The organism is Spartobacteria bacterium UBA695, assembly GCA_002298145.1.
Classification (GTDB): domain Bacteria; phylum Verrucomicrobiota; class Verrucomicrobiia; order Chthoniobacterales; family Chthoniobacteraceae; genus UBA695.
The window spans coordinates 56,298-78,740 of record DBMP01000015.1 but is presented as its reverse complement, the minus strand read 5'-3'; the positions used below and the strand labels follow the sequence as shown (position 1 = coordinate 78,740).

Sequence of the window (22,443 nt, the reverse complement as noted above, 5' to 3'; positions counted from 1 at the left end):
ATGCTCATTTCTGCAAAATCCATCAACAAAGTCCGCCGGATAGCGGATACTTACTCATCCTTAATATTTGAAACGGTGGGCGATATCCCGGTGCATTATTGCGAGACCCGCGAACATTGGAGAAGCGTCCCTGGTGGATGGTCCAAGTGGCCGCGCGCCGCCCACGGCACCGAATGGGGAGAGCAATGGGGCAGTTGCTGGTTCGTCGGCAACGTCAGCATTCCTGCCGAAGCTGCCGGAGAACCCCTCTTCATCCGCGCGCGCACCGGAGGCTGCGAAGCACTCTTTTGGATCGACGGCAAACCGAGAGGCCTCTTCACCCACCCCAGGGACGCCGCCCCGCGAGGCAACCATCATACCCTGATGCTCGACCGCTGCCCGATCGCCGGGAAGAGCTACGAAATTGCCGCCGAAAGCTACGCAGGGCACCCGTCTGTCGGCTCGATGCCGCTCGACACGCCGGAAACCCAGGACGCCTACCCGATCCGCTTTCCCAAGTTGTTTGAAGGCGTCACGCTCATGCGGCGGCTCGACGACGTCAAAGACTTTGTATTCGACCTTCGGAGCCTTTCCCAATTGCAGCAGGCGCTGCCGCAGGAAAGCTTTCGCCGGGGCCACATCAGCGCCGTGCTGGAGCGGGTTTTCGAAGTCGTAGCCCAAGACCCAGCCCTCCTTCCCCGGGAAGAATGGCGCGCGCAACTCGCCGAAGCCCGTGCCTTAATGGCCCCCGAGCTCGCCCTGCGCAATTCCGATTCCGCCGCCCGGGCCGGATTGATCGGCCACTCCCACATGGACACCGCGTGGCTCTGGCCCATCGACGAGACCATCCGTAAATGCGCGCGCACTTACTCCAACGTACTTAATCTGATGGAGCAGTACCCGGAGTACACCTTTCACCAAAGCAGCTCCTACCACACCGAGCTGATGCGGCTCCACTACCCGTCGGTTTTTGAAGAGATCAAAGCGCGGGTTAAAGAAGGGCGCTGGGAGCCCAACGGCGGGGCGTGGATCGAATGCGACTGCAACATGACCAGCGGCGAATCCATGGTTCGCCAGTTCATGAAAGGCCAGCGCTACACGCAAGCTCACTTCGGCTACCGCTCCAATACCTTCTGGCTGCCCGACACCTTCGGCTACAGCGCCGCATTGCCGCAAATCCTGCTCGGGTGCGGTATCCGCAATTTCCTCACCACCAAGCTCACCTGGAACGACACTAATACCTTTCCGCTCGACACGTTTTATTGGGAAGGGCTGGACGGTTCCAAAGTGCTCACCCACTTCAACGATATCCACTGCTGGCCCGATCCCGCCACGCTCATCACTAAGCTGCACGGCGGCCCAAAAGACTTCCGCACGGTGGAAAACTACGTCCAGCACAAGGAAGTCAACCAGAGCCGCCTCATCTCCTACGGCTTCGGCGACGGCGGCGGCGGGCCGCAGTATGAAATGCTCGAAATGGCGCGGCGCTGCCGTGATCTCGACGGCTGCCCCCGCGCCGAACACACCACCGTCCGTCAGTTCATGGACGACCTGGAAGCCACCTCCACCCACATCCCCACCTACTCGGGCGAACTTTACTTCGAAGGCCACCGGGGCACACTCACGCAGATGGGCGCCATCAAGCGCGGCATTCGTAAAAGTGAAATCGCCCTGCACAACGCGGAGTTTCTCTCCGCCGTCACACTGCTTGGCGGAGGCGATTCCCGCAAAGCCGCCACCGACGCCCTCTACGGTCAACTCCTCATCAACCAATTCCACGACATCCTCCCCGGCACCTCCATGCCCGAAGTGCACGACCGCGCCATCGCCGAACTGCGCGACGTCGAAGCAACCGCCCACCGCCTTGCTCGCGAACTCGGCACCGCCCCTGGCGAGGACTCCGCCTGGACGCTCTGGAATAGCCTCGGTTGGGATCGGACCGGCACGCTGCGTATTGAAGGCTTGCCGCCCGGCACCGGTTGCGTTGATCCGTCTGTCATCACTCAGGCGATCGAAACCATCGGCGGTGAGCCCGTGCTCCTTGCCAAAGGCCTGGCCGTGCCTGCCCTTGGCCGCGCCTCGTTCGCGGCGACTTCCGCCCCGGCCCCGCGCCCCGCCTCCCCGTTTTCGTACGACGGACACACGCTCGAGACGCCTCTCTTCCGAATCGAATTCGACGAACACGGCTACATTGCCTCGCTCTACGACCTCGCCCACCGCCGCGAACTGCGGGGCGGCGGTCACCCCCTCAACGCGTTCCTGCTTGGCGAAGACGTCCCCGAAGTCTGGGATAACTGGGATATCGATCCCGACCAAAAGCTCAAAATGAAGCTCCAGACGCGGCTTGCCGAACGCCGCGTCGTCGCCGACGGCCCGCTCTGCTTCACGCTGCGGAGCGTCTACGAAATCGGTCGCCAATCCCGCATCACGCAGGACATGACGGTTCATACCGAATCGTATCGAATCGACTTTGACACCCGGGTCGCTTGGCACGAAAAACATCAGCTTCTCAAAGTCGGCTTCGACCTCAACCTGCGGTCCCGTTTTGCCCGGCACGAAATCCAGTTCGGGCACGCCCTGCGTTCGACCGTCAAAAATACCCCTTACGAGAAAGCCATGTTTGAAGTCTGCAACAACAAGTGGACCGACCTTTCGGAAACCCTCTACGGCGTCGCCATCCTCAACGACAGCAAGTATGGCATCTCCGTGGAAAACAGCGACCTGCGGCTCACCTTGCTCAAAGGCGGCTGCCATCCCGATCCTCGGGGCGACGCCGGGGAGCACTTCTTTTCCTATGCCCTGCTGCCGCACGCGGGCGCTTTTTCCACCGACGCCGTCATCCGTCCCGCGTACGAATTCAATATCCCTTTGGTCGTTACCCCCGGCGCGCATTCATTCGCGGGACTCTGTGATATCAGTGCTCCTAACATTCTGTGCGAAACGGTCAAGCCCGCCGAAGACGGCCCCGGCATCATCCTGCGGCTCTACGAGGCCGAGGGCTCCCATGGCCGGGCCGAGTTGACCTTCCGCCAACCCTTGCGCGAGGTCTCTGTCACCAATCTTTTGGAAGAAGAACCGCATCCGCTGCCCCTGCAAGAGGGCCGCGTCACGCTGGAGTTCGCTCCGTTCCAAATCATCACTCTAAGAGCGATTTTCTAAGGCAACATCATCATTATGACCCCCGCCGCACCTCCAGCCGTCTCCCTTTCCGAACCGCGCCTCTACCGAACCGAAAACCTCGCCTACACCAAGCAAGGACTCATTATCCTTTCCCTGTGGCTGTTGGGCGGCGACTTCGCGTTCCAATTTTTTGAATCGGTCTTCGGCCGCTTCATTCCGCTTTACCTCAAAAGCGAGGGCGCCTCCAATACACTCATCGGCATGATGATGGGGAGCATCGCCGGAGTGATCAACATGCTCTTCCTGCCCAACATCAGCCGTTGGAACGACAACCTGCGCACCCCGATCGGACGCCGGATCCCGCTGCTGCGTATCGTCAGTCCGCTCACTGCCCTCATCCTCGTCGGCGTTGGATTCGGGCCAGAAATCGGCGGCCTGTGCCACGGTCTGTTCGGCTCATGGCTTCCCGGGAATGTCACTAGGGGAACCTTTGTCCTGGGCTCCCTGTGCGTCTTTATCGCCACCTATCACTTTTCCAACATGCTTCTCATCAACGGCTACAACTGGCTCATTCGAGATGTCTATCCCTTGGAATGCATGTCTCGATTTTTGGCATGGATGGGCATCGCAGGGAATATCGGAACTGCCGTTTTCCTTTGGTTTGTATTTCCCCACCTGATGACCTACCGCCATGCCGCATTTATCGGCGTCGCTTTCTTCTACGTCGCTGTCTTCATGGTGATGTGCTTTAAAGTCAAAGAGGGCGAATACCCGCCCCCGGCCAAACAGGAAAAGCCCCCCGGTTTGCTTAAAACCTACGCGATTTACTTCCGCGAGTGTTTGCAGATCCCCATCTACCGGAACAGCTTTTTCGTCTCGATCCTGATCACCCTTGGCTTGGCGTGTGCCGGTAATTTCACGGCTCTTTTTGCCAAAGAAACCCTCGGCATCGATATGAAAGGGATGGGCCACATCTTTGCCTGGTCCAGCGCCATCACTGTTATCACTGTCTATCCCATCGGCTACCTCAGCGACCGCTTTTCACCCCTTTACCTCCAGATGATCATGGTCGTGACCCTCTGCATTCAATCTCTGCTGGGCGCACTCTTGATTCATAGTCAGACCGCGCTGTTCGTCTATTCGGTTGTGTCGAACTTGGGGGTGATTGGATACTCTTTGTCGGGGCGCGCTGTGGCCATGAAGCTTTTCCCTGTTGAAAAATTTGGCCAATTCTCCGGCGCTCTCAACGTCTTCAACTGCGGCGTCCTGATTCTCGGAAACATCGCCATCGGCTACTTGATGGATATTTCCAACAGCAACTACCGCCTGGCGTTCTACTGGACGTCGATTTTCAGCCTCTTGGCGCTTGTCCCAATGGTGGCCGTCATCCGAGATTGGAGAAAACTCGGCGGCCGCGATCACTACAAAGCGCCTCTACCCTAGAGGGCTCGCGGGTACGCTGCTTAGCAACGGGATCTGTAGAGGGTTCATGGAACGGTTCATGTTCCTGACGAAAGGTGGATATTATCGAATATTCATTATCTGGCGGTAATCCAAAAAGTCGGCATGAAGGCGGAGGTAAACCTCGTATTTCCGCCGATGGTAGGCAGCGGTGCGGCCTTGTGCCGGTTCAATAATCTTTCCTGCGGCGTTCATTGCCTGCATTGCCGCCATGACCGTGGGGAATTGTCCCGAAGCAACCGCCCCCAAAACCGCGGCTCCCAGCAGGACCGCCTCTGGCTCCCGCGGCAAAACCATCTGGCAGCCTGTGATATCGGCGTGTTCCCGCAAAAAGAGAGGATTTTTGGTTCCGCCGCCGCAAACGAATACGGTGCTGATTCCGTATCCGCATTCATTCATCGTCTCGATGATATGCCGTGTGCCATAAGCAACTGCCTGGATGGTCGCCAGGTAGAGCCGTGCAAGATCGTCAGCCGTGGAAGAGAGCGTCAGCCCGCTGATTATTCCCCTCAGCGTGGGATCAGCCAGTGGCGAGCGGTTGCCATGAAAATCGGGCTGGATATGAAGCTCGCGAGTCAATTCCGAGGAATGGCCGCAATTTTCGGCTTTAGCCAACGCCTCCACTCGCGCGTTGAGCAGTTCGTAGATCGTTTGGTTCTGCTCTCGAGCTTCATTTTGGAGCGAGGCGGCAGCTGGATGAGAGAAAATGATGTGGTCGATCAACGCGCCGGTGGCGGATTGTCCCCCCTCCGTCAGCCACAAGCCTGGAATCATGGCGGAAAAGTACGGCCCCCATATCCCCTTAATGAAAATCGGGCTCTGTGACACCGCCATGTGGCAGGAGGAAGTTCCGCCAATAAGCGCCAGCCGCTGTTCCATCGATGTCTGTCCAGCCCCTTTTTCAAGTGGGGCTCCCAGCAAACCGAGGCCGCCGGCGTGGGCGTCAATGATGGAAACGCCCACGGGTATGCCCTCTTTCAGTCCCATTTCAGAAGCGGCCGTTTTGCTCAACCCGTTCCCGAGAACTTCCCCCATGGGGCGAACGCGGGTGCCGATTCGCTGAAATCCTTCCCCAGCAAGATCGCCGAGACCGATCTGTTCAAAGAAGCCTTTGTCCCAGCCGTCGCCATCCAGCCCATTTTCCCCAACGTAAGTCCACTTGCATCCCGTAGTGCATAGGGAGCGCGTGTCATCGCCCGTCGCTCGGAAGGTTAGGTAATCCGCCAAATCGAAAAAGTGCTTGGCGCGGGTCCAAGTGCCGGGAATGTTTTCTTTGAGCCAAAGGAGTTTGGGCGTCTGCATCTCGGGGGAGATCGTTCCGCCGACGTAGCGGAGGACGGGATGCCGGGTGGCGTTGATGCGCTCCGCTTGGGCAATAGCGCGATGATCCATCCAGACGATCACATTTTGCTCATCCTCCCCAGTGGGGCTGACGGTAATCGGTTGATTTGCGGCATCCAAGGCAACCAGAGAACACGTTGCATCAAACCCGATGCCGTGGATATCCTGCGCAACGGCTCCCGCCTGGGAGATCGCAAGCTTAACCGCACGGCAACAAGCGGCCCAGATATCCTCGGATGACTGTTCGACAAAATCATTTTTGCATTTCCACATCCGGATCGCCTGGCTGGAGGACGCAATCATTTGACCGTTTGCGGTGAAAATTCCCGCGCGGGCACTTCCCGTGCCGACGTCAATACCAAGAAAAAGAGGGAGCATAGGTGTAAACAGAGTAGGTGAGGGAGAAAGTAGCGTTGAAGATTAAAAAGATTTCCTCGCAAATGCAATAACGTTTGTGCATCTCGATATATGGTTTTCCTGTGGAACTTTAGGAGGATTGGGGGCAAATTTGGGTCAATTCGTGATCTGCTGTTTTTTTTAATCCTTTCTCCCATGTCAAAATTGTCGTCAAAAGCCCATACTCGCGTGAGCTTAAAGGATATTGCAGCCAGGGCACAGGTATCCATCGGCTCAGTTTCCAGTGTTCTTAATAACCGGCATCTGGAAAGACGCATTCCTCAGGAAACGGCACAGAAAATCCGCGATACCGCAGCCAAGCTGGGCTATCTACCCAATATCAGCGCACGAAGGCTCCGGAGCAGCGAGGGGGTGAAAAACGCGCTCGTGCTGGCTTTGATTACAAGTTTTGAAGCCCCCATTACGCTGGTAAATCATTTCGTCGCGGCGCTTCATCGGGAGATCGAAGGCGTGGGAAAAGCGAAAAATCAATCGCTCTCTTTACTAATCGAAATGTTTAACGCCGGACGGTTGAAAGAGATGCCCGGGTTGCTGTCTGGGGATCATTTTAACGCCGCGATCATTTTGAACACGATTGCCGAGGATGATGACTTTTTGGCTCGCACGCATTTGCCTTTCCCCGTGGTATTGGTAAACCGATCCATTGCCGGGTATCCGTGTGTTGTCGAACACGAGGGAACCGGGGCGCGCGCTGCCGAGCTATTAGTGAGACGGAAGAGGAAACGCCTGGCGGTGATTCATGGCAGCCCGTTGACCCAGAGCACGGAAAACCGGGTGAACGGATTTCAGAGGCGATCAACCGAATTGCTGGGAATTCCCGCCGAGGAAATTATTGCGGAGAAACTCTCCGGTGATACGGCCTACGATGCGGTGAAGTTTTACTTGGCACACAAGGGGATTCCATTTGATGGTTTGTATGCAGCGTCCGATGCTCTGGCCTTGGGAGCATATCGGGCAATCAGGGAGCAAGGGCTGAAGATACCGCATGACGTGGCCGTGCTCGGTGTGGGCGATTATGAAATATCGAGGTACTTTGATCCTCCTCTGGCATGTGTGGGAGTTTCCCACACTGAACTAGCCCAAACGGTCATTCATCTTTTGATGACGCAATTAAGATCCAGCCCAAGCATCAAGCGAATTTCATTGCCTTTGCATGAAGTGCTAGGGGGGTCCTATTCGGCTTCCTAGGCCGAATGGTCTAATGCGTCGGCACTTACGGCGAGTTTCAACGGCTTACCTTCGATATAGTTGGCGCACTCCTCGATAATCCAGTCCGTCATGCGCCGGATCTCGTTGCCTTTGGACCCTGCGATATGCGGCATCAGCACCACGTTCGGCAAGTGATAAAGGGGCGAGCCTTCCATGGGTGGCTCAGAGCGGGTTACGTCCAGGATGGCGGTGATGTCGGGACGCCGCTGGAGAACTTCGATCATTTCATCTTCCCTCACCAATACGCCGCGGGACGTGTTGATGAAGGTAGAGAAAGGCTTCATGGAATCCAGCAGCTTGCCGGTCACCAAGCCTTCCGTTTCCTTCAACGATGGAGTGTGTACGGTGACGACGTCCGACTGGGCGAAAAGGGCCTCCAGGCTTGTGTTTTGAAGGTGGTACTTTCGCAACGTGGATTCTTTGATATACGGATCGTACACGAGCTTATTCAAGTCAAAGGGGGTCAACAGCTCGCATAATTTTCTTCCGATCGTTCCTAATGAAATAATGCCGACAGTTGCTCCGTAGAGCCCGGTGATGGGCAGTTCCTTAAACCCATTAGCGTTAGGCGTGCAGCGTAGTTGTCGGTGATGCTGCCAGCCTTGCTTTAAGGCAAAGATTATCTGCGATAATGTAAATTCCGCAACGGGAATGGCATTGGGGACGTTTGCGCTGACGACGGTGATCCCGCGCTCGAGCAGCGGGGCGGCAAAGGATTTGACGGAACCGGCGGCGTAGAACACCGCTTTGAGCTTCGGCAGATAGTCCAGATCCCTAGGCGTGAGGCTGGGGATGCCCCAGGTGGAGAAGATCAGCTCCGTATTGGCGAGAATTTCCGGATGATCTTCGACATTGCCGGTCCACACCCAGTCCGAAATATCCACGAGATCGCGGAGCTTGGATTTCTGCTGCTCTGTCCAGACCATGTCGAACATCAGGGGGTCCTGCATGGCAAACAGGGCTGGCCTGCGGTGCGATGGAGAACTCATGCCGTTTTCCTCGGCAGGTTCTGTATTCCTAGAGCGTGTCTGCGATGCGATGAGCATGATGTTTCCCGATAAGGATCGACCCCGCCAGCCGGAACTGGCGGGATTAATTTGCTGTTCATTTCCTATCTTGCCGACCGGCGGCGGAGGCGCTGGCCGAAGGTGAGGAGCCCCATTCCGCCCACGAGCATAGCCCAGGTGCCGGGCTCGGGCACGACGGTCAGGGTGACGTCATTGTTGAGGCTGTCCCTGTCGGCATTGGCGGCATAGTTGAGGAGATACTCCGTGGTACCTGAGGTGAAGGTATACGTCCCGACAGCGGTGCCGATTGCGTAGGTGCTGCCGCTGGTGATGATCTGCGAGAAGTACCCGCTGGTGGTACCGCTGCCGGTGTTGTCGATAAGCGTGATGGTGTCGCCCATGCCTAGTCCGCCGAGCGTGCTCAGATCCAACGTGCCCGCGAGGGTGACGTTCCCGCTTACCTTGACCTGATCGTAGGTTGATCCCGCGATGGTGCCGCTCACTTCCGCCACGAGTTTGGAGCTCGCGTCCATGGTGAAGTTGCCCTGGACGGTGGTGATTCCGGGGCTGTTGCCGGGCGAGAGGGTGCCGCTGGTGAGAGCGAGATTTCCAGTTACCGTACCGGTGCCTTTGAGTAATCCGCTAACGCCTACGTTGCCGTCCACGGTTCCGGTATTATTGAGGATGGCTCCCACGCCGACGGACAAGGTTGCGGTGGATTTCGTGGTGCCGGTCAGCGAGGTGCTGCCCCCGGTGATGGCCACGCTGCTGGCGATGTTGTAGCCGCTCAGGGTGCTGGTGCCGTTGAGCCGGGTTGTACCCAGCGCTAGGCCTGTGCCGTTGACGGTGCCGCCGTTGACGGTGGTGTTGCCACTGACGGAGCCAGAGCCGCTAAGGACTTTGCCGCCTTGGACGGTGAGGCCGCCGGTGATGGAGCCGTTGTCGACGATATTGCCGTTGAAGGCCGCGGCGGTGGCGGTCGCTCCGTTGTTAATGGTGACGTCGTTGGCGAAGATGAGGCCGCCGGTAATCACACCGCTGTTAACCACGGTGCCGTTGATGGTGCCCGCGCCTCCCAGCGTACCGGATGCGGCGATGCCGACCGCGCTGCTGGCCCCGAGGGAGCCGTTGACATCGAGGCGGCCTTGGGAAACCGTGGTCGCACCGAGGTAGGTATTGACCCCATTGAGCACCACGGTGGTGTTGGTGCCCGTTTTGGTCACGGTGCTGGCGGCAGTGCCGCTGGAGATGGCGCTGGTGATGGTGCCGCTGATAAGCGAAGCGGCGACCGCGCCGCCATTGGTGCCCGCGAGCACGATCCCCTGTGCGCCGGTGATCAGGCCCGAGCCTGTGGCCGAACCAAGGACGAGGCCGCCCGCAGCCTTGGCTGAGAAGGCGCTGACATCGAGCGTGCCGCCCGCGTCAACCGTCAACGTCCCGGCGGTCGTCAACGCGGAGCCCGATACTTGCACGGCGCCGGTTTTGACGGTGAGATTTCCAAGAGCACTGTTGGTGGTCAGCACGGCTGCGGAACTCGTGGTGGCGGCTCCGGTGTAAAGCACCGTCGAGTTGGTGGCGAAGGTGTTGCTGCCGGACAGATTGATCGTGGCTCCGTTGCCTCCCGTGATTTGCAAAGTCGCGCCCGCACCAAGGGTGGTTTGGGTGAACGCTGTGGAGAGATTCACTTGCTGCACCTTGAAAACACCCCCTGCGGTAGAGGATGTAATAAAGTATTTGGCCGTTCCGCTAGAGGTGTTGGGAGCCCAGGGCAGAACGTAGGCTGTGGCATCGTAGGTGTGTCCGCCCAGGTCCAGTTCATATTCGGAGTTGTTGCCAGATCCCGCACCAAAGGTTGACTGAATAGGCGTGACGGCAGTGCCCGTTTTGATCAGGTTGCTACCGAGCACAATTTTCTGGCGGACGTTGGTGGAGCCGACGGCAAAAGAAATTCCCGTGGCTTGAAGGGCCGCGGTACCGCTCGTTTTGAACGTGGCGGTACTGGTTCCGCTGCCGATCCAGGTGCGTGCCCCCAGAATGCCGGCTCCAGAGGCATCTATAGTCCCTACGGAATTATTGGCCATGAGCACAAAGCTAGGAGTCATGCTCAGCGTCACGCCCGAGCCGACGGTGATATTACCTCCAACGTAAATCTCATTGAACGTATTTTGAGGCCCCCCAATAATGGTACCGCCCGTGGCGGTGAACGAACCGGAGACACTAATTCTGCCGCGGCTCCAGGTATCCACCGGGTCGTACATCCGGATGGTTCCCGAGGTTAGGCTCATATTTCCTGTAATGAGCCCGCCATTTGCCGAGTAACGATTACCTCCGGTCATTATTCCCACCAAGCCGCCCGAGACGGTGACGTTGCCCACCATGGTTGGAGAACCGGCACTATTGCTGCCGCTGATTTGGAAAGTGAGCACCCCGCCGCTGTTGACGGTCACTCCGCCGGAAGCCGTCAAGTATGTGTATCCGGTAGTATTAGTTGTAACGGTATTGCCGATTCTTAACTCCTCAGTGCCGCTGGTGGCTCCAAGCGTAATGGCGTTGGTGACCGTCAGCCCTTTGGTGCCAGTGATAAAAAGCTGGTTGATGGCCGCAGATGTCTGGGTCATCGTCAGAGTCGCGATCGTGCCAGTAGTCGCTGTATCGTCGTAACTTACGGTACGGGTGCCGCTGGCCACATTGCCCAACGTGATGGAGCCCCCGAGGACGGGTGCCAAATCCCAGTTAGAGGAAGCCGACCAAAGACCGCTGGTGCCAGACCATGTGGAAGTGTCCGCTTGGGAAGTGCCGGAAAATGCGCCAGCCAGTGCCAATGCGACCAGGGCGGCGGAAGTATAACGGGGATGACGAGTCTTCGGGGTTTTCATGGGTTTGCTTAGGGGTATCGTTGATGGACGAGTGTCCGTTTCAGGGAAAAATAACGCCGCAGTTTCCACCTTCAAGGTGGAGAATTAATTACTCAGTTAAGCTCGCTCAGGGTCAGCGGGGCATCCGGCGCGTTGTTGATTTGAATGCGCCGCCCGTCGTTGAAGGTGACTTCGATGGGATTGGTGCCGGAGACGCTGCGGATGGGAGATTTTTCCCCCGGTTTGAGTGGGATGAGCAGCGTGAGCAATTGCTTTACGCCGCTCCCTTTGACGGTGTGCAGCACGGTGGTGATGGGCTGACGCGGCGGCACGCTATCCTTGATGACGATCCAGCCGAGAATTTCCGGCTCTTCCTGGGCCGTGACGCTGCGCACTTCCAGCCCGTCGCGGAGAAGCGGAACGACGGCGAGGTTGGCCAGACCTGCGTCCCGCGTCTCCACGGACCCCGAAGCGTGATCATACTCCGTATGCGTGCTGCCGACTTGCCAGCGCGCCTGGTAGGTGTGCTCGGCATCGTCGCTGGGCGCAACGGTGTCGCGCACGGCATAGATGCCGGGCTTGAGGAAGAAGACTTCCCGCTTTTGCGCGGCGATTTTCTTGCGCTGGGGACCGTAGCCGTTGTTGTAGGTTTGCTGCGCGTAATCGTAGGCAGGCGTGCTCGTCCAGCTTGCGTCGATGGGCTTCTGCGAGACATAGCGCGGGTCTTTGTCATGCCCCTGCGGCGACCATTCGTCGGGAACGTTCTGGCTCAAGCCGTCCACCACCACGCAGTTGTGGGATTGGGTGGAAATGGACCAGTCGCGCCATTTGCTTTTCTCGTAACTGCCACCACCGTTGTCCAGCAGCAAGCGGCGCCCCCAGGCCCACAGGACGACGTCCAGTGCGCTGTTGTGAATGTGGCCGGTGCCCGCGGGACCCGCGCGGAAGACGAGGAAGTTGTCGTTTCGCCCCCAGCCGGAACGCATGACGGCGAACCCGGCCCAGTCGAAGAACTGCGAGGTGGCAGCGGGTTCTGTGCCTTCCCTGCCGACCGTCAAGGCCCAGCGGAAATCGGTGCGCTCGGGGAAGAGCTTCACCGCTTTTTGGTAGAGATAGTTGGCCGAAATCCCCCAGGAATCGTTGAACATCGGCAGCGAACGGTCCGGCGTCATCAGCCCGAGCAGGTAGGTATAGGCTTTCTCTACGCAGGTAGTCAGAGCGGCGGGAACCTCCTCCTGATGGCCGGTTTTTTGCGCCACATCCATGATTTTCAGGAAATTCTCGAGCGCCACGTTGTGATAGCCGGGCGTGAGTTCAAATTGCGCTCCGTCGGGCAAGAACTGGCGCGTGGCTTCGCGGGCAAGGCGCTCAACGGCGGTGGTGCGCCATCCTTTGGCTTCGCGGTATTCGGGGAAGAGCGCACCAACGCAGTACAATCCTGACATGGCCATGGTGAGGTGATTGCCTTGGTTTTCCACGCCGTATTTTTGCAAATAGCGGCCATGGTCGAGGCAGGAACGGACAAACAGCAACATGTCGGCGTCGGTAAACGACGGGGACAAAAGGAAGCGGTGATAGGCCATGGGCCAGGAATTGCCCATGCGCAATCCGGCTTCGATGGGCCGCCAGGCCGAGCCGGGACGCCAGTCGTCCATCGTCGGGATGTTGGCTGTTTGGGCAACCCACGAGCGTAGATGGTTCACAAACGTCTCAGCATAGCGCTCGTCACCTGTGGCGGCGTAAGCGCCCGCGAGGTCTTCCCAAAACATCATGCGATTGAGTTGCCACACCCATTCGTGATTGGGGGGCATGTCGGGTGTTTTGCCGGTGGGATCGTAGGCCCAGTCGATTTTTCCATCCGGGAAGGCGTGAAGCAGATTTACATAGCCACCTTGTAGCTTTCCCGCTACGGCGTTGTTGGCCACCTTGAGGTCGAAGCCGCGCACCGATGCCCCCTTTTCCCTCGGATCGATAAACCACGGAACGGAGGTGCGCTGGCGCAGGTAGGTGGCCCATTCGTGCGTGGCGAGGCCGTAGTCGCCCGTGTCGATGGCCTTTTTCACCGGGGCCAGTTCCGGCAGGGAAAGATCCAGCGCGGCGAAGACTTCCTTTTCACCTGCCGTGGCCGCGCGATGCTCGACGGGCGGTGCATCCGGGCTTTGGGCGTTGAGAGCGGCCGGGGAGATCAGCAACATCATTGCGGCGGCGACAGCTCCGAGGAGGGAAGATGGGGGTAGGTTCATGGCTTGTCTTTGGATTGAAGGCTGCTATTTTCCCCGGCTTGGTTTTGAAGTCAAAAGGGTGGTGGACTTACTCAGTTTAGTTAAGTTGTTTCGGAGTAATATCCAATAGTTAGATGTCACCGCTGACCGGCGGTACAAAATGCTTCGTTCCACCAAGTCGCTTCCATTCGCGGTAAACGAGATAGATAAAAAAGGCGTAACCCGCGCTGCACGTGATGTTCCAAAACGGCAGATAGCGGTAGCAGAAATCTGGCGTATCGGGATGTAGCCGCTTCATTACATCGAGGTAGCCGCCGCAGAGGACGCCGCCGACCATCATCCCCAGCGAACGCAGGAGGGCGTTGGCGGAGCCAAACTGGCCATAACGGCTCGCGGGAAAGAGCCGCATCATTGTGATCGGCTCTGCCGCGCCGTTGAGCGCGATGAAAGGCAGCCACAGCGACGAGAGCCCGATGAAGAACCAGGCCACTGTCTCCGCCGACATCAGCGGGCGCGTCATGGCAAAGATGATCCCCAGCGGCCCCACCACCAGCACTTGAACAGAGCTGGCTAGCAGCAGCACGCGCAGCGGATGAACGCGGTCGGTGATGATGCCGGCGGGATATAGCAACAGCAGCCCCACCACGCCGCATACACCGTTGACTTTCCCAATGAAATCGAGCCCGAGCCCGAGATACTTGGTTTGATAAAGCAGGCCGTAGGAACCCGAAACAAACCCCATTGCCACAAAGACGTTGCCGAGAAAAATGTACCAATAAAAACGATGGGTGAAGCATTCCACGGCATACGTTTTGACCGCCGACACGAACCCCGTTTGGTTATCGATATTGGGCGGTGGCGGCGGGTAATTCCCTTCCCGAACCTTCCAGCACATCACGGCAAAGGCCACAAAATAGAGCAGCCCGGCCCAGAGAAAGATCTGCTGCATGTGGGTGTTCGCATAGCGGAGCACGAAGTAGTTGTATACCGCACCCGCGCCCACGCCGACCATTCGGAAGCTCACCATGAACCGCGCGAGATACGCCTGCGGCACCGTGTCGTTGAAGAGACAATAGTAGGCCGAGGAGACGAACATGTTAAAGAACTGGAAGCAGACTAGGAATACGCCGATTACCGCGATGAGCACCGTGGTCGAGGGCACCCGGCCGCCCATTACCGCATGTTCCACCCACGCGCCGATCGGCTCCGCATAGCCCAGCAAAATCAGGAAAAGCACGAGAAACGGCGTGGCCCCGGCGAGGAAGGGAATGCGCCGTCCCCATTTGCTGCGAAAGCGGTCGCTGCGGAAGTTGATGATCGGGTTGATCGTCGCGCTCATGACGTTCGGGATGGTGAGCATCATCAGGCCCACAATCCAGTTGGGCGCACCGATGTCCCGAAGCTTCAGCGGCAGGATGTTGGGTACGACGGTCTCCATCAGCGTGAAGCAAAAATCGCCCCACAGCAAATATAGGAAAAGCGTGATGAGGCCGGCTTTGGTGTATTTGAGCGAGCCGACCGTGAGTTGGTCGGGCTCCTGGGAATCGCTTTTAAGTGCGCTGGAAAGGGTATGATTCATGAAACGGAATGGCTAGCGCATGGCGCGGAAGGCGTTGGCGGCGGCTTCGTATTTTTCAAGCTGCGCGACCACCTCCGGCGAAAGCGTGAGCGGTTGGGTGGGCGCTGGGAGAAATTGGAAATAAGCCAGCACGCCCTCGTGCCGCGCCGCCACCGGCAACATGGATTCAGCGGCAATCCAAACGCTCGTGTTGCCGCTGGCGTAATAAAAGCATTCAACGCCCTTGAGCTTCACCACGCCTTTGAAATTCGCCGGGACGACGTTTTCCACGAATAGGAAACCCTCCGTGTAAAAGGGATACGGCGGCAAAAGCGGGATGTACTTGGAGATCTGCGGACCGGAGGGGGTGTTGGTAAGCAGATATTCGCCCTTTTGATCGAACCGCTGGGACGATCCGCCCTTGAGGAACAACGTGACGCGTTTGGTGCTGCCGGTTTTGATGGTCTCAATCGACGTGGGAAGTTCCGATTGCGTGGACGACGCTCCCGGCATCTCCAGCGTGACGACCCATCGGGCATTGTCGGGGATGGGGGCGACGTAAGGCGGCTTGGGAACCGGCAAAGCGGACTCCTGCGCCCGGGTTGCCGGGATCAAGCACACCAGCCACGCAACAAGTAGGCAAAACGCTTTCATTCAGAAACAACCTCCAGTTGTTGATCCACCACCCGGCCCGTGTAGCGGTCGATGGCCACGTGGAGCCAATAGTGGCGCTCTCCCTCGACCAGGAATTGATCGAGCGAACCGGCGGCGGCGGGGTATTTGCCCACCTGGGCCACGAGGTCGATCAGCAAATTCCAGGTGCGCGTGTTGGAGGCGTCCGCCAGCGCGCGGATCACGGATTCCCGCTCGGTCTTGAGCTTGGAAATGCCATTCACCGCGGGCTGGTTCATCAAGCGGCTGACGAGTTCCTGGCGGTTCCCAAACGGAATCGCTCCGGAAAGCGCCGTTACGGCCGAGCCGACGGCTTGCGCGTTGGCCGAGGAAACGGTGCCGGTGGTGGATGCACTTGCCTGCGTGGCCCCCGCGAGAATTGCAGCGAGCACCTTGGGCTGACGCGTGTTGGGGTTGACGCGACCGGCGAGCAGCCGCTGCCCCCCCTGGAGCGAAAAGAGATCAAGCAATGCGGCGTCGGCGCTGTAGGGCGAAAAGAGATCGAGCGTTTTCCACGGCATATCGCGGAAGGCGTAGCCCAACTCGCCGACGGAGCGGAACGGGCGGTTCAAAATCACGGGCCGAGCCGCCGTGCCGGAGGTGTAGAGGGGGCTCTGCGAAGTGGATGCGGTGCTCCAGGAGTAAACAGAATCCCCTGGCCGCGCCTTGCCATCGGGATCAAAATAATAAGGCTTGGCTGGACTGACGGTGGCCGGATCGGTGCTCACTCCAGTGAAGACCCCGTCAAGGGGATCGTTCACCGACCATAAGTCGGCACGGTAATCGGCATAGAGGGTTTGGTTGGAATTATTGAGCGTTTTCGCCACAAAAGGGTCGTTCTGGTATATAGACGCCGCCTTGGTGTTGTATGATGGAGTAAGACTTTGTAACGAATTCGGATTTAAAGAGGAGTAGCCCGATGCAAAGCGGTAGGTGCGCGGGTCCGGCTTCGGATAGGAACACCATCCGGGCTGCGTAGTCTGGTCGAAGGGAAACCAAGGCCCTTGCCGGAAACCGGTCGCGACGTCTGTGCGGTCCTGGCCCACAAACGTACCGTAGGTCCGGAAAACACCGGAAGAATCTTGAAATTGAATGCGGTACACCAGCGAAAACCAGAACCGCAGGCCAACATTCCAGTTCGTCGAGCCAGCGATCTGCGCCTGAGCAGCCTTCACCGTGGACCACTTAAGCGTCCCCGAAGTCACGGTGTCGTCAGGGAAAGAGTTCATCGTGAAAATCGTCATGCTGCCGCTCAAGGCGGGCTCCCGATAATCCGTCCTGGTAGTGGATAAGGATAGCCCGATCACTCCGGAACCTGAAGCGATTTGGCTAAAACGCTGGTAAGGTGAGCCAGCACTCCAGTTACCATTGACCACATCGTAACTCCAGTAGCCCCGGTTACTTTTGCTGGCATCGTCGCCCACAACCCCCACCAGGCAACAATCGGAATTCTGGGCGTTGCTGGCGTCCGAAAGCGGCGAGATCTGAATATTCGAGGGGTAGGCTCCGTTATTAGCCAAAAGCTGATGCGGGTTCCAGAGCATAAAACCGCAGGAAAAAGTATAGGGAAGAGTGTAGTTGATGTTTGTCCCAGTGACACGGAATAGGAATTTGTCGATGTAAGGAAGATCCTCGATCCCATAAACGCTATCACCGGTGGGAGTGTAGGTAATCGTGGTGGGATAGCTATCGGAATCCCATTGGTCGATGATGTTGGCCCCGATACGCAGGAGTTGCAGGGTAATTCGGGTGTCCGGATCGGTAAAGCCAGGATTGTTAGGGCTCGGGAGGGTGTATCCCATGCCACCATGCAAGAGATCGGTGCGAACATTCCCCTTGCCGAGCGAGCCCTGGTAGATCCCGGCCTGGAGCATTTCGAAGAAATCGGGCTCGCGGTTTTGCGCGGCGACATCGGCCAGCGACATGATACCGTTCGTGCCCGTGGTGCCCACGCCATGGCGGTAAACCGTGCTGGTGGTAGGGTAGCTCCAGTGGCGGAAGTAGCCGTTGGAATCGCTCACGGGGTCGAGACCAAAGTAGCGCGCGATGTCGTCCTTGTCCTGGACGCTCAGCGAACCGACGCCCTGCATTTTTTCCAAAAGCGCGAGCTTCTCCAGCGGGAAGCGGTTTTTCACCAGCGGCTCGCCCGAGACTGTCGGGGTGCCGTCGGCGCGGGTAAAGGTGCCGCTGACTTTGACGCCAAAAATGGCGGGCGGATTGAAGTCGGTGAGGCTGGTGCCAGTGCCGGAGGAAGTGGGGCCGTTGACCTCGCGGGTGAAGGTGCCCAGGTATTGCAAGGCGCTCTGGAGCTGTGTTTGCTCGGCGCTGGTGTTGCCGATGCTGAGCAGCAGTTTGATAAGTTGCTGCCGGTTGAGGATGGCGTGATCGGTGTTGCCGTTGTACGTGGCTGTGCCGGAGATGCTCAGGAACTGATTGGAGCTTGAGGTGGCCCAGCTTTGGAAGCGCGCGGCAGCGCTGTTGTCAAAGGTAAACGCAGAGAAGGTCCCCGTGGGTTGCGCGGTGGCGTAGTTTCTCCAGCCCACGAGTTGGTCGATTTGGGGAGCCGTCAACGATAGCTGGGTCAAGTCCGCATAGGCAATGCCTCCCTTTGGCCCATATTGATCCGCCGCGGAGCTGGAAGGATACCCCGCCGCGTTGACATCCAGTAGCCCGCCCTCGTCATAAATGGCGTAGGCATAGCGGCCAATGGCATAGGAAGTATTACTGGAGGTTGCGTCGGCCAGTGAGTGGCTCCATCCGGAGCCCGCTGCCGTGCCGCTGCGCGTGACGATCACCCAATCCGGCGCGGCGAAGCTCGCATCCGGCGTGGTGTCGCCTACCGTGCCCGTGGTTTTGAGCGGCAGTAGGTAATGCAGGTTCCAGCGCGGGAGCGGCACCGAGCGCCCGTTGATCGATGTTCCTGAGGTGGACGCGTTGACCGCACGCGTGGCCGGGTCGGAGCGGCTGCTGATGCGCAGCAGATTGGCCAGCGTGCCCGAAAGGAAGGTCTGCCGTACCGGAACGGCGTAGGTTCCCGACGCTGGGGTGTAGAGGGTGTTGGTACCCGATCCGCTGGTGTTGGAATGATTGACGATCTCCTGTTTGAGGTCGTCAATCACGAGGTCGAGCGCCGTATCGGCGAGTAGTTCCACTTTGGTTGAACCGGCGCTGAAGTTGGAGACCTGGCGCTCTGTTGTAGCCCGCGAAAAAAAGGCCACCATCAAACCGGCGGTCAAAACGACAAAGCAAAGCACTAGCAGCAAAGCGGCCCCTTGGACCGAATGCGTGAGGTGCTGATTGAAACCGTTCATTGTCATAAACAACCTTAGTTCAGGTAGAAGAAACGCTCGTAAACCCGCACGGATGAAGCGGTGGTGCGATTGAGGCCGGTTTCCCGCACAAGGGAAGCGGTATCGTTGGCTTTCTGCACCCACGTTTTTTGCATCGATCCTGGGTTGGTTGCGGGAGTGTCCGAAAGGCTCGAAATGGCGTTCCGGATACTCGCAATGCCGGTTGAAACGCGGCTTTTGGTGTCGATGAGGGCAAGAGTGACGACCACGGCCTTGACGTCCGCGAGGCCCTGCGGCGCCCACACGGCAGCGCCCGCCGCTGCGTTGGTGCACTGGTAAGCGATTTGCGTTGTAGTGTCGTACCAGCGAGAGCCGACCCCGTAGCCTGCCGAGGAGTCTGCGGTGGTGGTGGGCGCGGCGTTGGCTTCGAGATTATTGGAATTGGTGGAGGCCGCCAAAACCGGTTTCAAACTAAAGGTGCCATCCCGCAATAGAAAGCAGAACTCCATGCGAAAGACCTGGTCTCCAATGACATCCCACTGATTAGTGGCCGAGGCGCTGGTGCTGGGGTTTGTCGTGTTATTATAGACATCTGCGATCGCTTGGGAAAAAGCGTTTTTGATCAGCGAGGGCAAATGCTGGACCGATGTGGCAGCGCCGTTCTCGGCGGCTTGCGCGGAGAGGTCCATCCAGCGCAAGCCCCGGCCCAGGCGTTCCAATTCCACCCGCGTCCCGCCGCTCACGGAATCGCTCACGCGGTAGCCCACGAGGGAAGCGCTGTTGATGGAGGCGTCGGTCGTTCCCGCTACCTCCTGCGAGGCGATGTGCCCGGGCGCCTGGCTGTAAAAATAAAATGCGTCATTTCCGCTCTGACTTTTAAAATAATAGTTCACATCGGCGCGGCGGTACATTGAGGCGAAGTCCTCGGCCATTTTGGCGAAGATCAACCGGGCCTGATTGTCGGAGTCCATCAAACGGGTGGCGCTGACTGTGGATAGGGTGGCGCTGCTGACCAACTGGTGGACCACGGCTACCAACAAAACGAGGATGCCGATGGAGGCCATGAGTTCCAGTAACGTAAAACCCAACCGCACCGTCCGGATGGGCGCTGGTTCGCCGCAATACTCACCGGACTTGGGGGAAGGTACCATTTGGGGGGCAATGAAAAGCGGGGTTAGTTCCGGGACTGCGATACCACCACATCTGCCGATCCGCCTAGATTAGGCGCGGAGGCTTGTGCGGGCCACGAGATCGTTACCCGCTGCACCGTTTCGCTGGTGGAGGGCATCAATACCGCCTGTACTGACGCTTTGTAGCGAGAGTCGGATTGAAGCGAGGAGGAGACGGTTCCCTCTTCATTGAAATAGTAGGTCTGCCCACCCGTGGCATTGGTGACGATGGCAAAGCGAGGCGTGGCGGTCGCACCGGAAGCGGTGGCCTTGAGATCGGCGGCGATGGCGGTGATGAGATTCATGGCCCCTGTCTGGGCCGTGGAACTGCGGCTGTTGCTCAACCCAATCGGCAGCATGCCGAGGATGGACACCATTGTAAATGAGGCCACACCGAGCGCGACGACGATCTCCACCATTGAAAACGCAGCCAGGGATTTGCGGAAATTTTTCATGGACGGAAGAGAGTGGTTTGCCCGGTCAGGCCACTGATATTGAGGGCGATAACATTAGCTCCAGAGGCGGCGCGGTTCCCATGGGCTTCTTTAATGGCGATCTCCAACACCGGTGCGGGGACAATGATTGGACCGGCGTCGCAGATGGCCTCGCCTCGGGGGTTGAACTGCACAATCCCATTAGCCACTTGCACTCCACCGGATGAACCGATGGGCCGCACCCCAAAGGTGTACCTCGCCGTGCCCACCAGCGGGTATTGCATGGAAAAGAGCAGCGGTTGCGAAGTCAGTCCTACGATGTTCTGGTCTTGGATCACTCCGGCCGCGCGAGCGCCAATGGCTCGGGATGACGCGTTGAAAATGTGCACGTTATTGAGCTTGATGGGCTTGCCGATCACGACTAGCTGCGAAGCGGGCAGCGCCTGCACGGAAGGATTTCCCGCCGACGCTTGGGCTTTGTTATAAATGCGGGTACCGTTGCGCGAGGCTACCAAGGCGATCACCACCCGGCCCACGCCAGGCACCGCGGGGGTTTGAGAAACCTGTGCGTTGTCTTCTTCAAAAAAGCCAACCCAGGTATAGGTGTTATTGGCCACCGCATACATCCGGGCCTGATCCAGCGCCCCCTGGATGGTATAGGCGGCGCGAGTCAAATCGGCGGCACTGGTCATCCCCTTGATTGCGGGGACGACCAGCGCAAAGAGCATCGACACCACTCCCAGCGTCACCAAAAGCTCCAGCAGCGTGAACGCCGAAGCGCTACGGCGGAAGGCCCGGGATATTGGCCAGAGGGTTTTCATGGGAGGGAAAAATGGGGGTGCCCCCTTGGGTGTGCCGGAAACTCCGGCCTCGCAGCAACCGCTACGGGTTGGTCGAAATCACCAAATCGTCCACGTAGGCTTTGAGGTTGGACCCGGCGCCCGCCACCCATCCGGTGACGAAGCGGAAGCGGTTGGCTTGCAGGTTAAGCCCCTCGGTTTCCGCTTTGGTGAGCTTAAGGATTTCTTTGTCGTTCAAAGCCACCGAGATGGTTTTTTCGGCTTTGTCGTATTTGAAGGTGATTTTATTCCACGCCGTGGGATTGTAGGAAACCGTCTTGTCGGCCACGCTCCCAATGCTGTTACCCTTTTCGGGTTTGGCCCACCAGCCGCCCCCGCCAAGATCCGACACATAACCGTGCCCGATCATGAACGTGACGCCATGCTCCTCGTCGGCGAAATCAGCCCGGAAAGCGGTACTGTCCGCAGCCAGTTTCACCCAAAACGTGAAGTCCGCATTTTCGAGCGTCCGGCCCTGGAAACGATGCCACGCGCTGGGGGCATCCTTAGGATCCTGATCCACTTCCATCAAACACTGTTTACCACTATGGCTCGTCTCGTCGGTGATTTGGACCACGGTTGACGAGCCGTTGTCATTGCCCACCCAGCCGTTGACGGAGGTGGTGCCGATCCCCTGACCCGCCGTGAAGGCCGGGCTTTCGAAATCGGTGGAATAGACGACTTCCGCCCGCGCGCCAAGGACGAGGGAAAAGGAAAGGGTTGCGCCAAGAATGAGCCGCTGCAGGGAATGGGGGGATGCGATTTTCATAGGGTTGGAAAAAAGATGTGACCTCCACCGTGCGGTGGAATGAGCCTAAATTACCCCCCCGAAATCAAAGCTCAATGGCGAGATCTGTTTACTCAGTTAAG

General features: G+C 58.4%; 14 protein-coding genes. 3 read left to right on the top strand and 11 right to left on the bottom strand.

All coding sequences use genetic code 11. The features are described 5' to 3' along the window. Together B2828_RS09360 and B2828_RS09355 are read left to right on the top strand one after the other, a co-directional pair. The gene (locus B2828_RS09360) at positions 1-3,138 is read left to right on the top strand and encodes an alpha-mannosidase (RefSeq protein WP_479633461.1); all 3,138 of its coding nucleotides are present in this window, start codon (positions 1-3) and stop codon (positions 3,136-3,138) included. Positions 3,139-3,153: 15 nt separating this feature from the next. Further along, entirely contained in the window at positions 3,154-4,542 is a 1,389-nt protein-coding gene (locus B2828_RS09355) for an MFS transporter (protein ID WP_479633460.1), read from the top strand. 81 nt (positions 4,543-4,623) lie between these two features. Here B2828_RS09355 and B2828_RS09350 read toward each other — a convergent pair whose 3' ends face one another. Beyond that, entirely contained in the window at positions 4,624-6,279 is a 1,656-nt protein-coding gene (locus tag B2828_RS09350) for an FGGY-family carbohydrate kinase (protein WP_479633459.1), read from the bottom strand. A gap of 90 nt (positions 6,280-6,369) precedes the next feature. Here B2828_RS09350 and B2828_RS09345 point away from each other — a divergent pair, with 90 nt between their 5' ends. Beyond that, on the top strand, positions 6,370-7,506 hold the full coding sequence (locus B2828_RS09345; RefSeq protein WP_479633458.1) for a LacI family DNA-binding transcriptional regulator: 1,137 nt from the start codon (positions 6,370-6,372) through the stop codon (positions 7,504-7,506). Here B2828_RS09345 and B2828_RS09340 read toward each other — a convergent pair. The 10 genes from B2828_RS09340 to B2828_RS09295 form a co-directional block, all read right to left on the bottom strand. After that, positions 7,503-8,573, bottom strand: a complete 1,071-nt coding sequence (locus B2828_RS09340; protein ID WP_479633457.1) for a hydroxyacid dehydrogenase — start codon at positions 8,571-8,573, stop codon at positions 7,503-7,505. The genes B2828_RS09345 and B2828_RS09340 overlap by 4 nt on opposite strands. A gap of 65 nt (positions 8,574-8,638) precedes the next feature. After that, complete coding sequence (locus B2828_RS09335) at positions 8,639-11,410, bottom strand: beta strand repeat-containing protein (protein WP_479633456.1); 2,772 nt, start codon at positions 11,408-11,410, stop codon at positions 8,639-8,641. Positions 11,411-11,502: 92 nt separating this feature from the next. After that, positions 11,503-13,632 (bottom strand): alginate lyase family protein, encoded by a 2,130-nt coding sequence (locus B2828_RS09330; RefSeq protein WP_479633455.1) that lies wholly within the window; start codon positions 13,630-13,632, stop codon positions 11,503-11,505. 109 nt (positions 13,633-13,741) lie between these two features. Next, entirely contained in the window at positions 13,742-15,190 is a 1,449-nt protein-coding gene (locus B2828_RS09325; RefSeq protein WP_479633454.1) for an MFS transporter, read from the bottom strand. Between the two features lie 12 nt (positions 15,191-15,202). Next, positions 15,203-15,823, bottom strand: a complete 621-nt coding sequence (locus tag B2828_RS09320) for a hypothetical protein (protein WP_479633453.1) — start codon at positions 15,821-15,823, stop codon at positions 15,203-15,205. Beyond that, positions 15,820-19,152: a hypothetical protein gene (locus B2828_RS09315; RefSeq protein WP_479633452.1), complete on the bottom strand. Its 3,333-nt coding sequence runs from the start codon at positions 19,150-19,152 to the stop codon at positions 15,820-15,822. Before B2828_RS09315 ends, B2828_RS09320 begins: the two co-directional genes overlap by 4 nt. Positions 19,153-19,166: 14 nt before the next feature. Next, positions 19,167-20,282: a PulJ/GspJ family protein gene (locus B2828_RS09310; protein WP_479633451.1), complete on the bottom strand. Its 1,116-nt coding sequence runs from the start codon at positions 20,280-20,282 to the stop codon at positions 19,167-19,169. Between the two features lie 23 nt (positions 20,283-20,305). Next, a complete protein-coding gene (locus B2828_RS09305) occupies positions 20,306-20,755 on the bottom strand; it encodes a hypothetical protein (RefSeq protein WP_479633450.1) in 450 nt (149 codons plus the stop codon). Beyond that, complete coding sequence (locus tag B2828_RS09300; protein WP_479633449.1) at positions 20,752-21,555, bottom strand: pilus assembly FimT family protein; 804 nt, start codon at positions 21,553-21,555, stop codon at positions 20,752-20,754. The genes B2828_RS09305 and B2828_RS09300 overlap by 4 nt, the downstream gene beginning before the upstream one ends. A 61-nt stretch (positions 21,556-21,616) precedes the next feature. Further along, positions 21,617-22,342 carry a hypothetical protein gene (locus B2828_RS09295; RefSeq protein WP_479633448.1) on the bottom strand — a complete coding sequence of 242 codons (726 nt, stop codon included), beginning with the start codon at positions 22,340-22,342 and terminating at the stop codon, positions 21,617-21,619. Between the last annotated feature and the right edge of the window lie 101 nt (positions 22,343-22,443).